The organism is Marinomonas sp., from assembly GCF_965225885.1.
Lineage (GTDB): Bacteria > Pseudomonadota > Gammaproteobacteria > Pseudomonadales > Marinomonadaceae > Marinomonas.
This window is the reverse complement of record NZ_OZ245329.1, coordinates 4,482,945-4,497,515: the sequence shown is the minus strand read 5'-3', so window position 1 is coordinate 4,497,515 and position 14,571 is coordinate 4,482,945. Positions and strand designations below refer to the sequence as shown.

15 protein-coding genes and 1 pseudogene are annotated in these 14,571 nt (G+C 40.9%); 9 read left to right on the top strand and 7 right to left on the bottom strand.

The window, feature by feature from the left end; genetic code table 11:
• Positions 1–237: 237 nt before the first annotated feature.
• Positions 238–387, top strand: a pseudogene (locus ACO05V_RS21535) (IS5/IS1182 family transposase); the annotation flags it as partial.
• A 112-nt stretch (positions 388–499) separates the two neighbouring features.
• Here the strand turns inward: ACO05V_RS21535 and ACO05V_RS21530 are convergent.
• The gene (locus tag ACO05V_RS21530) at positions 500–1,093 is read right to left on the bottom strand and encodes an FMN-dependent NADH-azoreductase (RefSeq protein ID WP_421856474.1); all 594 of its coding nucleotides are present in this window, start codon (positions 1,091–1,093) and stop codon (positions 500–502) included.
• A 162-nt stretch (positions 1,094–1,255) separates the two neighbouring features.
• On the opposite strand from ACO05V_RS21530, the gene ACO05V_RS21525 reads away from it, so the two are divergent.
• From ACO05V_RS21525 to glmS, 3 genes are all read left to right on the top strand, one after another.
• Positions 1,256–2,161: a LysR family transcriptional regulator gene (locus ACO05V_RS21525; protein ID WP_421856471.1), complete on the top strand. Its 906-nt coding sequence runs from the start codon at positions 1,256–1,258 to the stop codon at positions 2,159–2,161.
• Positions 2,162–2,395: 234 nt separating this feature from the next.
• Complete coding sequence (gene glmU, locus ACO05V_RS21520; protein WP_421856469.1) at positions 2,396–3,757, top strand: bifunctional UDP-N-acetylglucosamine diphosphorylase/glucosamine-1-phosphate N-acetyltransferase GlmU; 1,362 nt, start codon at positions 2,396–2,398, stop codon at positions 3,755–3,757.
• Positions 3,758–3,877: 120 nt separating this feature from the next.
• Positions 3,878–5,704, top strand: a complete 1,827-nt coding sequence (glmS, locus tag ACO05V_RS21515; protein ID WP_421856466.1) for a glutamine--fructose-6-phosphate transaminase (isomerizing) — start codon at positions 3,878–3,880, stop codon at positions 5,702–5,704.
• A 413-nt stretch (positions 5,705–6,117) separates the two neighbouring features.
• On the opposite strand, the gene ACO05V_RS21510 is transcribed toward glmS, so the two are convergent.
• The 5 genes from ACO05V_RS21510 to ACO05V_RS21490 all read right to left on the bottom strand — a co-directional run bounded on the left by ACO05V_RS21510 (position 6,118) and on the right by ACO05V_RS21490 (position 8,588).
• Entirely contained in the window at positions 6,118–6,303 is a 186-nt protein-coding gene (locus ACO05V_RS21510) for a hypothetical protein (RefSeq protein WP_421856463.1), read from the bottom strand.
• 10 nt (positions 6,304–6,313) lie between these two features.
• Positions 6,314–6,511, bottom strand: a complete 198-nt coding sequence (locus tag ACO05V_RS21505) for a ribbon-helix-helix domain-containing protein (protein WP_421856460.1) — start codon at positions 6,509–6,511, stop codon at positions 6,314–6,316.
• 57 nt (positions 6,512–6,568) lie between these two features.
• Positions 6,569–7,153, bottom strand: a complete 585-nt coding sequence (locus ACO05V_RS21500) for a hypothetical protein (protein WP_421856457.1) — start codon at positions 7,151–7,153, stop codon at positions 6,569–6,571.
• Positions 7,154–7,318: 165 nt separating this feature from the next.
• Complete coding sequence (locus ACO05V_RS21495; protein ID WP_421856454.1) at positions 7,319–7,933, bottom strand: AAA family ATPase; 615 nt, start codon at positions 7,931–7,933, stop codon at positions 7,319–7,321.
• 10 nt (positions 7,934–7,943) lie between these two features.
• On the bottom strand, positions 7,944–8,588 hold the full coding sequence (locus ACO05V_RS21490) for a hypothetical protein (protein WP_421856451.1): 645 nt from the start codon (positions 8,586–8,588) through the stop codon (positions 7,944–7,946).
• 148 nt (positions 8,589–8,736) lie between these two features.
• Between ACO05V_RS21490 and ACO05V_RS21485 the strand changes: the two genes are divergently transcribed.
• From ACO05V_RS21485 to ACO05V_RS21475, 3 genes are all read left to right on the top strand, one after another.
• The gene (locus ACO05V_RS21485; RefSeq protein WP_421856448.1) at positions 8,737–9,456 is read left to right on the top strand and encodes a hypothetical protein; all 720 of its coding nucleotides are present in this window, start codon (positions 8,737–8,739) and stop codon (positions 9,454–9,456) included.
• 67 nt (positions 9,457–9,523) lie between these two features.
• A complete protein-coding gene (locus tag ACO05V_RS21480) occupies positions 9,524–10,615 on the top strand; it encodes a DNA cytosine methyltransferase (RefSeq protein ID WP_421856445.1) in 1,092 nt (363 codons plus the stop codon).
• Entirely contained in the window at positions 10,609–11,157 is a 549-nt protein-coding gene (locus ACO05V_RS21475; protein WP_421856442.1) for a hypothetical protein, read from the top strand. The genes ACO05V_RS21480 and ACO05V_RS21475 overlap by 7 nt, the downstream gene beginning before the upstream one ends.
• Here ACO05V_RS21475 and ACO05V_RS21470 read toward each other — a convergent pair.
• A complete protein-coding gene (locus tag ACO05V_RS21470; RefSeq protein WP_421856439.1) occupies positions 11,154–11,918 on the bottom strand; it encodes a hypothetical protein in 765 nt (254 codons plus the stop codon). The genes ACO05V_RS21475 and ACO05V_RS21470 overlap by 4 nt on opposite strands.
• A gap of 328 nt (positions 11,919–12,246) precedes the next feature.
• Here ACO05V_RS21470 and ACO05V_RS21465 point away from each other — a divergent pair, with 328 nt between their 5' ends.
• Both ACO05V_RS21465 and ACO05V_RS21460 read left to right on the top strand, forming a co-directional pair.
• Positions 12,247–12,792, top strand: a complete 546-nt coding sequence (locus ACO05V_RS21465; protein ID WP_421856437.1) for a recombinase family protein — start codon at positions 12,247–12,249, stop codon at positions 12,790–12,792.
• Between the two features lie 38 nt (positions 12,793–12,830).
• Positions 12,831–14,528 (top strand): recombinase family protein, encoded by a 1,698-nt coding sequence (locus tag ACO05V_RS21460; protein WP_421856434.1) that lies wholly within the window; start codon positions 12,831–12,833, stop codon positions 14,526–14,528.
• Positions 14,529–14,571 lie beyond the last annotated feature (43 nt).

Here is a 14,571-nt window from a genome sequence, read left to right as displayed (position 1 = left end):
ATGGGTATTGATGGTATTTAGGTAACACTTAAATCAACCAAACAGACCATTAAATCTTTTAGATTGTGGAAGCTAAATAGTCTCCCCTTAAAAACTCTCAATCTATTGAATCTATGCATCTTTATAAGATAGTTAATGCCTAAATCTTGCTATAAATACGCCATAAGGCCCAAAAAGTTGCAGAACAGGTGAGTTTTATGAAGCCTCGTCAGACAGAGACTATACCGCAAAAGGATTTATTCCAAGATGAGAAAAGCGATTAAGCAAGTGAAAGGCTTTTTAGGGCGAGTTCTGCGAGATATTGATCGGCAAGTAAAACAACGAGGGTTAACGCTTACCCAAAAACAGGAAGACACACTCAACCAAGCCTATCGATTACTACAAGAATGTTGATATTTATATTAGTCAGATAATTTCCCACAAAAAAACCGATTAGAAACTTCTAATCGGTTTTTAGGCGTAACCAATAGCAATAACTTAAAGGGGATAAAAGTTAGTGTTAAACAGCAACGGCGATTTGTGATTTTGCTTTGTTGAAAGCTTCTTCACCAGGTGCGCCCATTGCTTGACCGCCCGCGATGAAAGTCTCTTTCACATTTAGGCCAATGAAGCCTAAGAATGTTTGGATGTGTGGTACTTGGTGATCAAATGCTTCACCTGCAGAGAAGCTGCCACTTGCTGAAAAGATGTAAGCATCTTTGTTTACAAGACCAACAGGGCCTGTTTCAGTGTAATTAAACGTACGACCAGCACGAGCAATGTAGTCAAAGTAAGACTTCAACGTAGAAGGAATGCCGAAGTTGTACATAGGCGCAGAAACGATAACAAGGTCAGCGGCTTCAAGTTCAGCAATCAGTTCGTCGCCAATTGCCACAATAGCTTGTTGCTCAGCAGAACGGCTTTCTTCTGGGGTAAACAATGCGCCCAATGTTTCGCCAGTAAAGTGAGGTAGTGGATTCGCAGTCACATCGCGAGCAACAACTTCGCCGTCAGGATTTTTTGCCAACCATTTTTCAACAAATTCGTTTGCTAGTTGACGTGATTTAGAGTTTTCGCCAGAAGCGCTAGAGTCGATACGTAATAAAGTAGCCATTGTAATAATTTCTCCTTGGTAATCTTAAGTGAGCCAAGATGGCTCGTCACTTGATAATGAGGCTATCTTATTACCAAGTAATTCGATTAAAAAGCGACATTTTTTGGAGATATTGATCGAAAAATACGATACATTAATCTTTCATATACTATTGATAAGAGAATGACTGTGAAAGCCCCGAGAGTAACGTTAGAGCAATGGCGCGTGTTGCAATCCGTTGTTGATAAAGGTGGTTTTGCGCAAGCCGCAGAAGCCCTTCATAAAAGCCAATCTTCAGTTAGCTATACAGTCGCAAAGCTTCAAGAGCAGCTAGGTTATCCGTTGCTAATTATCGAGGGGCGCAAAGCCAAACTTACTGAGCGTGGTGAGGTTTTATTGCGCCGTTCGCGTCATTTATTAAAAGAAGCGGTAGATCTAGAAGAACTGGCTCATACACTTGGGCAAGGTTGGGAGCCAGAATTGGAAATAGTGGTAGATCAAGCCTTTCCAACTCCAGCTTTGCTTCGAGCCTTGCAAGCCTTTGAGCCACAAAGCCAAGGAACACAAGTTCAACTAAAAGAGTCAGTATTAAGTGGAGGCGAAGAAGCACTGCGAAAAGGTAGTCCAGATTTAGTGCTTAGCGGCATTGTTCCAAAAGGTTATTTGGCTGATCCCATTGTCGAAGTGGAAATGATCGCAGTAGCAGCTACGAGTCATCTATTGCATCAAGAAACAGATCCAATTAACAATGAACGCTTAAGTCGAGAGCTGCAAATTGTTATTCGAGATTCGGCATCAGAAACTTCTGTTGATTCTGGTTGGTTGGGAACGGATCGACGCTGGACCGTATCAAGCGTGCAATCCGCGTTGGAAATTGTGACCAGTGGTATTGGCTTCGCGTGGTTGCCAAAGGCCGATTTAGAATACGCTTTGCAAAGCGGAAAGCTTAAAAAACTGAAGTTAATTTCTGGTAGTGAACGTAACTTTCACATGTATGCCATCTTTGGAAAAGGTGAGCGAACTGGCCCAGCTACGCGGCTCCTAGTAGAGCTACTTCAGTTAGAATGTAATCGTTGCCCTGCCCATTAGCGCATTTTTATTGCTGAATAGTGGGCGATAAATTGATTGTTCATGTTAGATGATTTTCTGACAATTTTTATTTTAAGCTTGTTTTGAAGTATTGAAAATCATCGATTTAAACTTTCTTATAAAAATTGTCATTTTTTTTGTGACAATTTGGGTTGTGACGTTTTTGGTAAAAAGGTTTAATTGCCGCCATTCTCAATTTATTCATAATTTTAAGACAATAATACAAGGACACTCATGACTCAGGACATTGTAATTCTCGCCGCCGGAAAAGGCAGTCGAATGAAATCGGCTTTTTCTAAGGTGTTGCACAAAGTTGGCGGTATTGCCATGGTAAGACGAGTGCTAATGACAGCAAGTGCATTACCCAAATCAAAATTACACCTCGTAGTTGGCCACCAAGGTGAACAAGTCGAAGCAAATTGTCAGGATTTTTCAGCCAATATTGTTTGGCAAAATGATCCACAAGGAACAGGTGATGCATTGCGTCGCGTTGCACCTTTTCTTCAAACTGATGGGGCAACACTAACTCTTTATGGTGATGTTCCACTCATTCGTGCCAGCACATTAGAAAAAATGACCGCTCTGTCTAATTCTAACACCTTGGTTTTATTGACGATTTCTCTTGATAATCCAGCGGGATACGGGCGCATTGTGCGTAATGATCAAGGCAAAGTGACCGCGATTGTTGAGCAAAAAGATGCGACTAAAAGTCAGCTTGCGATTAAAGAAGTCAACACCGGCATATTGTTAGTACCGAATAATCACCTACAAGATTGGCTTGCCGCTTTAACGAACAATAATGCCCAAGGCGAATACTATTTGACCGATGTGATTGCGATGGCGGCACGTGACAGTGTGGATATTGTCACTGTGAATCCGGAAAACGAAGCCGAAGTAGCAGGCGTGAATGACCGAGTTCAGCTTGCCGCATTAGAACGTGAGCTACAAAACCAGCAAGCTATTACACTTATGCAAAATGGCGCGACCTTGCTTGATCCGTCTCGTATTGATATTCGCGGAGAATTGATCACAGGTCACGACGTCGTTATCGACGTGAACTGCATATTTGAAGGCAAAGTGGTATTGGGCACTGGCGTTGAAGTGGGGCCAAATTGCCACCTTAAAAACTGCACCGTTGGTGACAACACCATTATTAAAAGCAACACGCTTATTGAAGAAAGCGAGATTGGTGAAAATTGTGACATCGGACCATTTGCTCGATTGCGTCCAGGTACACAGCTTGCGAATAAAGCTAAGATCGGCAATTTTGTCGAAACTAAAAAAGCCATTATCGGTGAAGGCAGCAAGGTTAATCATTTGAGCTACATTGGTGATACAGAAATGGGCGCAAATGTGAATGTCGGCGCGGGCACTATTACTTGTAATTACGACGGTGTAAATAAACATCTGACACAAGTGGCCGATAATGTCTTTATCGGTTCAAACACCTCGTTAGTCGCACCTGTGCAAGTAGAAGAAGGTGCAACCATCGCGGCGGGTTCGACCATTACCAAGCAAGTGGGCGAGCATCAATTGGCTTTCGCAAGGGCGCGACAAACCAACAAAGACAATTGGCCTCGTCCAATTAAAAAATAACGCTTTAGCTTTTAATCTATTAAACAGGAGAAGCGGCGAGTAATTAACTTGTTGTTTATCTCACCATATTTATTATTGTGTCGAGCAGAATCTCGACACAAAGGCAAAAAGGATTCTCTCATGTGCGGAATAGTCGGTGCCATTGCACGTCGTAACGTATCAAAAATTTTAATTGAAGGTCTTAGTCGCCTTGAATACCGTGGTTATGATTCTTCCGGTATTGCGATTAACAACGAAGAAGGTGTGTTTTCACACCGTGCCGTTGGCAAGGTTCAGGCATTAAAAGACAAATTCGAAGCTGAGCCATTAGATGGAAAAATGGGCATTGCTCACACCCGTTGGGCCACTCATGGCAAACCAACGGAAGCGAACGCGCATCCACACTTTTCAGGTAATGATCTTGCTCTGGTGCATAACGGCATTATTGAAAATCACGAGCCATTACGTCGTGAATTAAAAGCCAAAGGTTACGAGTTTAAATCTGAAACAGATACCGAAGTCATCGTTCATCTTATTCATGATGCGTTAAAAACACAGCCAGATTTATTGAAAGCTGTGCAAACAGCGTTAACGAAATTACACGGTGCCTTTGCCATCGGTGTCGTACAAAAAGATGATAACGAACGTTTTATTGCCGCTCGTAAAGGCAGTCCGCTGGTAGTTGGTGTTGGTATCGAAGAGAACTTTGTTGCGTCTGATCAGCTTGCACTATTGCATGTTACTGACCAGTTTATCTTTCTAGAAGAAGGTGACGTGGCGGAAGTAAGCCGTGATAAAGTCTCTATCTATGATGCCAAAGGTGAGTTGCAAGACCGTCCAATTAGCGTGTTTAACCACAACATCGATGCGACAGATAAAGGCGAATTCCGTCATTACATGATGAAAGAAATCTACGAGCAACCTAAAGTGATCAGTGCTTGTCTAGAAGGTCGTATTAGTGAAACTAAGGTTCTTACTAGCTGCTTTGGTGCAGATTCTGCCTTCTTAAAAGAAGTGGAAAATGTACATATCGTTGCTTGTGGTACCAGTTATCATGCTGGCATGGTGGCAAAATACTGGATCGAAGATTTAGCCGGTTTACCATGCAGTGTTGAAGTTGCCAGTGAATATCGTTATCGCAAAGTGGCTGTGCCGAAGAAAACCTTGTTTTTGACCTTGTCACAGTCTGGTGAAACGGCCGATACATTGGCAGCCTTGCGTATGGCAAAAGAGCAGGGCTATCTAACCACGCTAGCCATCTGTAACGTTCCATCTAGCACGCTGGTACGTGAGTCAGCGCTTACTTTGTTGACTAATGCGGGTCCAGAAATCGGCGTTGCATCTACTAAAGCCTTTACTACTCAGCTGACTGCGCTATTGATTACTAGTGTGGCGATTGCCGTAGAAAATGGTCTGTCAGCAGAAAGAGAAAAAGAGCTGGTTCAAGCTATGCGCTCGTTGCCCGCTTACGTGAATGCTGCTTTATTAGAAGACGCTCACATTAAAGAAGTCGCTGATCGTTTTGCTAATAAAACTAATGCGCTATTTTTGGGGCGTGGCACTATGTTCCCAATTGCACTAGAAGGCTCATTGAAACTAAAAGAAATTTCTTATATTCATGCAGAAGCTTACCCAGCAGGCGAGCTAAAACACGGTCCATTGGCCTTGGTTGATGAGAATATGCCAATCATTGCACTGGTTCCACATAACGACATGTTAGATAAGCTAAAGTCTAATCTACAAGAAGTTGCGGCGCGCGGTGGCGAGCTTTATGTCTTTGCAGATAAAGATACGGATCTGCATAACGAAGAAAATATCATCTTTACCGAAGTGCCAAAAGTAGACGGCATACTAGAGCCGATTGTTCATACCATTCCGCTACAGTTGTTGTCTTATCACGTTGCCGTTGTGAAAGGTACCGACGTAGATCAGCCAAGGAACTTGGCAAAATCGGTGACGGTGGAGTAATCCCGTTAGGGGGTAGTCGAGACGGCTTTCTAGTCCGTTTCAGCTTGGTGGTTAGGACTAAGGGGTTGATGATCGGCTCCTATTCAGCCTACCAAACAGAGCTGTCCGATCGAATCATCCGACTAAGGGACTCAGAGGGACTTACCTACCGAGCTATAGCCGATTTATTGATTGAGGAGGGGTATAGGTCACCCCGAGGGTTCGATCTCGGTCCAGAGAGCGTTTTCTCAATCTATAAAAAGCGAAAAAAAAGGGATACCAGATTGAACGGTATCCCTAAGGTGGAAATTGAAGATCTAGAAGTCATAAGGTTCCAACAAACGACCTAGGAACAACGATACTCACGAATTTCAGCCGAGTACGATCACTACCCTAACTAGACTGAGGGTATGACGACAACCGTTTGTTTGGAGTTAGGGTTCAGGGAAATAGTGAACGACTGTTGATTGGACTTCTTGATTAGATCTAGGAGTCTGTCTTTGGTTATAGACATTCCCGATTTCTGTGCTTCCTTGACCAGTTGATTTGACATCTTTATCTTCCTTTTTCTTTTTGGGTTTCTTGGCTTCTTCAACAAGCCATTCTTTGAAACTAAGCATTTCCTTCTCCTTAAAACAGCTCAGATCGAGCCTTCTTAAAATTTTCAGAGTTGTTCCAATGTTCGTTAAGAAAACGCTTAAGACAGTAGCGGATTACCTCAGAACGGTTATGACCTAGTCGGTCACATAACTCATCGAACTTATTAACGAATTGATTGGTTGCTCGAACACCTAGAATTTGATTTCTACTAGAGACCTTGTTGTTCACTGAAACCCTCCTTTTTTGTGGTTTTTATATTTAGGCGTTTTTTAACTTTCGTAATATTTAAGCCCAATAGGAGTTGATGTCTCTCATAGACTTACCTTTAAGAATGTAGTTAAGCCAAGCATCTGACTCACCTGATCTAAGAGGTTCAATTAAGAAAGTTGATACACGATGTAAAGATTGAAGGTCTTTGTTCAATCTTTGGTCTAGATGTGAATTATCAAAATCGTAGATTCGGTGAGCCAGACTCTTAGGTACTGGAAAGACACCGTGAATATGATGAGGATTGTTACGAGATGAAAGTGGCTTAAAGAAGCTACCTTGATCATATTCATATTGGATAAAGTACTCAATTGGAATGACAGAGTTCCATTTAGAACTTAAACGACACAGACGCTTCTTAATCTTCGTTAGAACTCGTTTTTCGTATTCATAAATGGCTGCTTTCTTGTAACCCTCACTAGCCTCGATAGGCTCTAGATTCTTAAAGGTAACGGTTACAGTAAAGGTTATCCAATCATCATTTGAAACCATCCAATTAAGAAGGTTTCGATAGTAGTTACTAGGGCTAGAGTTTGATTTAGACACAATCTCAAACCCATATCGTCTATTAAATTCTGTATCTTTCAGATCTTCTAATTTCATACTCATAACTTTTCATTAGGTGTGTTAAAGGTTATCGACCAGAGGTGATCGACATTAGGAAGCGAGTACGCTATCAAGGCGTTACAGTCACTACGAACGGCTTCGTAAAGTGTTCGTAAAACTATTTATAAGAATAAAAAAGCCACTTCAGAGAGTGGCTTAGATTTATCCGAGTTCAAATTGAACTTGTTTTAGTGTTCGTCTAAGGTCTGGAAAATTAGTCTTAACAATTTCACGAACTCGCTCAATATCGAAGTCTTTGATACCTTCCTGACTTAGAACTTCAGTAACCCTAGTTACAAATTGTTCTTCCATACTTGGATCTGAAGTGACATCAAAGTGAACTGGAAAACATCTCGACCGAATTGGTTCACTAAAAATGTTTGGGTTATTGGCTGTCATAACAAAATCCGTGGATACGGAGAACCGTTCGACAACACCCCTAAAAGCATTTTGAGCATCTTTGGATAAATGATCGGCTTCGTCTAATAGAACCAGCTTCCTACTACCTTCGAGACTAAAAGTTGAGCAGTAGCGTTCAAGACTCCTCACCATATCGATTGAACGAGATGTCGTACAGTCAATTTGATAGGTTTCAGATGGGTTGATAAGCTGACCAACAGTAGTTTTTCCACAGCCAGGTCGACCCCAGAATAGAAGTGAAATACCTCCACTCTGAGTAATAACCTTTTGAAGTCTTTCCTTAAGGTTGATTGGAAGGATTACATCCTGAATAGCCGTTGGACGATATTTTTGAGCCCAGTCTAGGTTCATATTCATATCCATCTCCTTAGGCTGCTTTTCGAACTAATGGTTGAAGGGCTGACTTCAGCTCGGGAGCCAATTTCACATCAACATTAAGTTGTTCAAGGTTTTGAATGATCATTTGTAGCTGTGCTTTGAAAGCTACATCATTCACATTTTTAAGGGTACAGGTAAAGGTCAAACCGTTAACAGTTCCATTTGGAACTTCCTCTTGTCTTTCCCCATCAACACCAGCCTCTTTACTAGAAGTCTCATCGTTTTTGGTTGAGCCATTGAGGGATTTAATTACAGACCCCAGAACATTCTGGTGGATAACTCCCTCAGATATGTATTTCGTCAGCTCAGACTCAGCCAGTCTTGAAATCTCATAAAGAGTTGTCCAGCTATTGGGTAGATAGTCAGCTTGTGACTTCATCATCAAGTAACCCTTACCGATTTGGGAGAGTTTCTTGATTGAACTGGAAGTAGATTTGAAACCCACTTTGGAACAGAAAACCTCGAAATCTTCCTTATTGGCTTTGAGTTTGTCTTTAGTTTCATAAACCACTCGACCCATCTCAAGAATGTTTTCAGCCGTTTTCCGAGCGTACCCTTTGAACTCCATAACTGAAGATTCGATCAAAGTACCGTTTACTAATTGGTTGTTAGTGTTAACAATTGAATTGCTCATTTTTAATTCCTTTTCATTGATTAAAGATTGTTTAAGTACCGATTTCATTAGCTTTGTTTGCTTTCTCAACCGATATGATCAGTGTATCAAAAAACCCATTTTCTTAACACTCCCACTTTATTTCTTCTATATAAAGTGTTAACATATTGTGATGAATCGACCAGCTAAAAGACACTTTCCGTATCAACACCCAACATTTGGTACGGAAAAGAAACCAAAGCCGAAACGGTATTGGGAGGACACCATCTATTTCACCTGGTGGTCGTATCTAAAGAGATCAGAGAAGTACATCCAAACTTGTGAGTCGGGAGGTAAAAAAGGCTTGGTTGAGCTTTATAAAGATTTCGGTGATGTGAGGGGGGATAGCTTCAAGGAGTGGTGGTCGAAAGATAGTCGTGGAATGAAGCTATTTGCTGAACCACAAGCATTGAGTACGCTTCAAGTTGTAACGGTTGATGACCTCAAAGGGATCGAAGGACAAGCTCTTTTGGTGAGCGTCCCATTGAGTCTCCCCAAAAAGTTCCTTTTAGAACGCTTCAGAAAAATACTAGCTGAGCATCACAAGGGGGAAAGAGGAAGACAGTACGCTAAAAAGAGCGAGTCAAAATACAAGTTCAAAGGTCAACCCAATATCCAAGGAATGAGGGCTGCTCTGATGGTCTATGACTACATCACTCAGAACCCTAAAACAAAGCTGTGGGAAGTTGGGAAAAATCTTCCTCAGTTCAAAATGGAACTACTTGAGTGTCAAGCAAAAAACATCACTCCGTCTTATGATCTAAAGCGTAAAATTGAAGCTACGGTAAGCAGGTATAAGAGGAAAGCATCAACATCAATTCAGAACTCTGAAAGAGGTGTGTTTCCTTGAGTTTGATGGCTTGTTCAAAATGAGTAAGGTTTGTTTTTCAGTAAAGCAATTGAAATAAGGACAAAAAATGAAGATAGCATCGTTTTTCTCTGGAGCTGGTGGTCTTGACCGAGGATTTGAAAACGCTGGTTTTGAAGTTGTTTGGGCTAATGAGTACGACAAATCAATTTGGGAAACTTATGAAAAGAACTTTCCAAAAACCAAACTAGACAAAAGAAGTATTGTGAAAATTGAACCTGCTGATCTTCCCGATGAAATAGACGGAATGATTGGTGGTCCACCTTGTCAAAGTTGGAGTGAAGCAGGTGCTCTAAGAGGAATAGAAGATCATCGTGGTCAACTTTTCTTTAATTACATTGATCTGATTAAAGCTAAGAGACCTAAATTCTTTTTAGCTGAAAATGTATCGGGAATATTAGCTGCTCGTCATAGACCAGCGTTCGTTAAGATCTTAGAAAGCTTTGCTGAGCTTGGATACAATGTTTCATACAGTCTTCTCAACGCTAATGATTATGGTGTTCCTCAAGATCGACAAAGGGTGATTATTGTTGGTTATCTTGAGCAGTATGAAAAGCTATTCACCCCACCTGAACCTGAAGCTTACAAACCAGTGCTGTTGGACGCTATCAAGGACTTAGAAAAAAATGTGGTCCCAGCTGGTGATAAAAATAAAACAAATACAAAACAGAAATTCATCAATCACGAATATATGACTGGTGGTTTCTCAACAATTTTCTTATCAAGAAATAGAGTGAGACCTTGGAATAAACCCTCATTCACTATTCAAGCTGGTGGTAGACACGCTCCACTCCACCCACAAGCACCAGAGATGGTTACTTTTGGTGTTAACGATAAGAGGTTTGTTGTTGGTAAAGAGGACTTATATAGAAGACTGTCAGTTCGTGAATGTGCTCGAATTCAAACATTCCCTGATGAACATATTTTCTATTACTCACAAATAGCTGACGGTTACAAAATGATTGGAAATGCTGTTCCTGTTAATTTTGCTCATCAACTAGCAAATCAAATTAAAAAAGATTTGGCTAACACTCAGCCCTTAAATATAAAGAAAATTAAAGCTGGAAAAGTGATTGATGTAAGTTCTTACTTAAAGTTAGACCAAATGGAAATGGAAGAGGTGATGGCTGAGTTATGTTGAAGCCTGATCAAGGGCTAGCACTTAAGCTACTTAAGCTTAGTGTTAGCTCTGATGACTTTCAAGAAACGCTTCAGTTAAAGAAGCAAATTAAAAAGGCTCTTCAGGAGCGTGAGGTTCCACATTTATCGGCTGTTGAGTTTGATCAAATTCTTAGATGGAAGCTCGACAAACAATATCACCGATCCAAACAGCAGCGTGAAATTAATGTTGACGAAGTAGTTGTACCAATTACTCGAGCTTGTTTTTCTATTCGGAGTGATGATAAGAATTACGAAATAGAGTTAAAGCTTAAGACGCTCACAACAATGAGAGGGGTGGCTATTCCGTTAGCTTCGGCTATCTTGGCTATTTGCTTTCCTGATGAGTTCGTTGTGATTGATAGCTTGTTATGGGAACTCATTTATAAAGAAGAGAAATCAAGCTTCACAGTAAGTGATTACTTGAAATTCCTTTCATTCTTTTCCTCACTATCAAAGCACACTAACTGTTCGTTACAAGATACCGAACACCTTTTGTGGCTTTATCAACAAAGCCTAAGTTAAGGCTTTACTGTTATAAAAATCATATAAACAGTTCGTCTATCTTTGAGTGGAAATTCAGCCTGTGATTTCCACCCTGTTCTTGGTGAGCCAACAATTTCTTTGAATACCCACGGTCCATTGTCTGGCTTATTGGCTAGACCAGTTGCTCGAGCGTGTTCACTACTACTTGATTGACCAACCCATTGTCTTCTCAGGCTAAGAAAAATCACATCTTTATATTTTGTGAAGTATTCTTTGAAGGTGTCACAGGAAATCTTAGACGAAGTGATATTTGATTGTGGAGCCGTCAAAATAAAATCTGCTGGATGAGCCGAAACACCTAAATTAGGGCTTCCCTTCATCATTAGAAACTCGAGTAGTGAAATAAAGTCAGGCTCGTTAAAACCTTCCGTCCAATGTCTATATCTTGATTCAAACTCACCATTCTGAAATTTCTGAATCAAGCTATCCATTTTCGATAAGGTGGTGCTTGGGTTTGAAAAGCCTAGACTTGTAAATACCCTGAGCATTTCAGCTCTCTGTAATCTGTTGTAAAGAAAGCTTGAACCAGTTTGCTTTATCGACACTCCTTTACCGTTCAGGAATATGTCGGCTTTCTTTCCAGAGTCTTCGGTACGAAGTAGATCCGTTGAGGTGATGTCTAAGAGTCGACCATTAGCCCCAGGATTTTGGATTCTGCTAATCGAGCCAAGATGGTTAAGGGTCAACGAGTTCTTGTGATTTATCAAGTACTCGACTACTAAGTGTTCGTTACCAGCCATTTTTGGAATTTCAAGCTTGAAAAATCCAGCGTATCAGACTTCGGTAACTTTTACAAATTTCCCAAAAGATTTCGGTAAATAAAGTTCGGTTCGTTGTAACGAGTCGAACGACCGTAAAGACCGTTACCAAGCGGATCTTACGAAAAACGATCTAAGTGTTTGATTTTAATAGTAATTATAGGTATAATTATTGTAAGAATTGAGACAAAGGGGTTAGTTATGAAGGTCTACGGTTACATAAGGGTCAGTACTCTCCAACAAGCCAACGAGGGAGAGAGTCTAGAAACTCAGCTCCGTCAGATTCAGTCGTACTCGGTAATAAAGGGTTATGAAATCCCTCTTAGAGAACTTCATCACCGAAAAGGGTGTGAGTGGAAGCGTTGAGTTCCATAAACGACCAGAGGGCTCTAAGCTGTACGAGAAACTTGAGTCTGGAGATGTTTTAGTCTTCAGTAAGTTAGATCGTGCTTTCAGAAACACTAGAAATGCTTTGAATACCCTTCACGAACTGAAGGAGCGAGGAATATCTGTTCACTTCATCGATCTTGGTGGTGATGTGACAAATGATGGAATCGGAAGCGTGATCTTTACGATCTTGTCAGCCTTTGCTACTTTTGAGAGGGAAAGGATAGCCACTCGTATTCGTGAGGTAAAGCAGGTTCAGAAAACAGAAGGAAAGTTCTTGGGTGGCTTTACTCGCTTCGGATTCAAAGTCGAAGAAGAGAGGTTGATAAAGAACCCCAACGAGCAAGCCATCATTAAAGAAATGAAGACAATGAGGAGAAGAGGTATGAGTCTCCGTCGAATTTCAAATTGGCTGAATAAGACTCACGGTGTCACAATGTCTCATTCAACCGTATCAACATTCGTATAAATTAGTTCCAAATGGAACTTTGGTGGAGATGACCCATAGTGAAGGAAAGAGTTAAAAAGGTAACCGACCCAAAGACAACCCTTCATATCTACACGAGGGTTTCATCGATGGCTCAAGCCAACGAGGGGACTTCACTAACTACCCAGTATCAGTTGGGAGTTAAAAAAGCAAAGCAATTAGGTTTCAACCCAAATCATTGGGATGAGGGTGGAAAGAGTTCACATCACGAAGATATAAACGGTAGACCAATCCTTCTAAAACTATATGAAGCGATGAAGCGTGGTGAAGTTAAACACCTATGGGTCTACGATCAATCAAGGTTATCAAGAAATGATCAGGTTGCTTCAATTTTCAGATATGAATGTATCAAGCAAGGTGTAACCCTTTACACAAAGGATGGACAGTTCAATTTATCAAATCCTCAAGATAAGTTGATGAAGATGATTCTCGATGGGATGGGTGAGTTTGAAAACTCAATCAGAGCTGAGAGAACTCGATTAGGGAAGTTAAATCGTGCTCGAGAGGGCTTCTGGTTTGGTGGACCACCACCCTTCGGATACAAGTTAGTCGATAAGAAATTAGTTCTGAATAAAGAAGAATCAGTTTGGGTAAAAAAGATCTTCTCTGAAACATCCAAAGGAGCGAGCACCTTGGAGGTTAAGAAATTACTCGATTCAAATGGAGTGCTACCTAGAAGACGAGCAAGCACTTGGTCGATAGGTTCAATACAAGCGTTACTAAAAAATACACACTACAAAGGTAGCTATCACTTTCACGATAAAAAGAGTGATGAAAAAATCGAAACTGAATGTCCAGCCATAGTAGATATCACTACTTGGACATCCGTTCAAAAACTAAAGGCTAGAAAAACAAGCCGAGTGTCACAACAGAACAGAACGAAACAGTTTTACCTCTTGAGAGATTTAATGGTCTGTGGACATTGTGGACGCTCAATTTCAGCTAGACGGAAGATGGATAAAAACGAGCAGCTCTACTACTGTCCGAATAAAGAGAGAGACTGGGTTGAGAACGGTGGATCAAAGACACCTTGGAAGCGAGGTGAAGGTTGTGGAATGTCACGCTCTTTGAATATTCCAGAAACCGACCTACTCGTTTGGGAATCAGTAATCAATACTCATAAAAATTCAAGCATCCTCAAGGAAGAGGTTAAGTGGAAAATTCTTGAAGAGAGTGGAGCCCCACTATCGAAGACTGAAGCCGAATTAAAAACACTTGAGAGACAAATTAAGCATTTACAAAAGGTGCTTGTTCAAACAAAAGAATCACAAGCTGAACTTTTATTTAATACCGCTTCAGGAAAAGTTAAAGCCGACATCTATAAGATGGCTCTAGAAAAATCTGACGAACAGATACACGACCTTGAAGTCAAGATAGCCAATCTACAACTTCAGCTTAAAGGTGGAAATGAGAATAGGAAGTGGGTCGACTGGCTGAAGGTTTTTGGTCAAACTTTAGATAAGAAAAAAGAACTGAGTGATGAACAAAAGAAACAATATTTGACTGGATTAATCGAATTAATTAAGGTTAAATATGATGAGAAAAAGAACGAACGCGAGCTGTCCATTCAGTTCCAGTTACCAATCGTAGGGGACGGGATTCAATGGAAAAACCCAGCTAAAAAGAAAGAGGGATACAAGATCAAAAAGGGAAAACAGACCTCAACCTTGGTGGTCAAAAAAAAGATCCACGATGGTCGAAGACTCCGACCAAAGTGACCCCCTTACGAAAACAGTCCGTTACAGTGGAATAATTGTCACT

Coding starts and splice junctions, on each gene's coding strand:
- ACO05V_RS21530 (WP_421856474.1), bottom strand. CDS start 1,093: ATGGCTACTTTATTACGTATCGACTCTAGCGCTTCTGGCGAAAACTCT.
- ACO05V_RS21525 (WP_421856471.1), top strand. CDS start 1,256: ATGACTGTGAAAGCCCCGAGAGTAACGTTAGAGCAATGGCGCGTGTTG.
- glmU (WP_421856469.1), top strand. CDS start 2,396: ATGACTCAGGACATTGTAATTCTCGCCGCCGGAAAAGGCAGTCGAATG.
- glmS (WP_421856466.1), top strand. CDS start 3,878: ATGTGCGGAATAGTCGGTGCCATTGCACGTCGTAACGTATCAAAAATT.
- ACO05V_RS21510 (WP_421856463.1), bottom strand. CDS start 6,303: ATGCTTAGTTTCAAAGAATGGCTTGTTGAAGAAGCCAAGAAACCCAAA.
- ACO05V_RS21500 (WP_421856457.1), bottom strand. CDS start 7,153: ATGAAATTAGAAGATCTGAAAGATACAGAATTTAATAGACGATATGGG.
- ACO05V_RS21495 (WP_421856454.1), bottom strand. CDS start 7,933: ATGAATATGAACCTAGACTGGGCTCAAAAATATCGTCCAACGGCTATT.
- ACO05V_RS21490 (WP_421856451.1), bottom strand. CDS start 8,588: ATGAGCAATTCAATTGTTAACACTAACAACCAATTAGTAAACGGTACT.
- ACO05V_RS21480 (WP_421856445.1), top strand. CDS start 9,524: ATGAAGATAGCATCGTTTTTCTCTGGAGCTGGTGGTCTTGACCGAGGA.
- ACO05V_RS21475 (WP_421856442.1), top strand. CDS start 10,609: ATGTTGAAGCCTGATCAAGGGCTAGCACTTAAGCTACTTAAGCTTAGT.
- ACO05V_RS21470 (WP_421856439.1), bottom strand. CDS start 11,918: ATGGCTGGTAACGAACACTTAGTAGTCGAGTACTTGATAAATCACAAG.
- ACO05V_RS21465 (WP_421856437.1), top strand. CDS start 12,247: ATGAAATCCCTCTTAGAGAACTTCATCACCGAAAAGGGTGTGAGTGGA.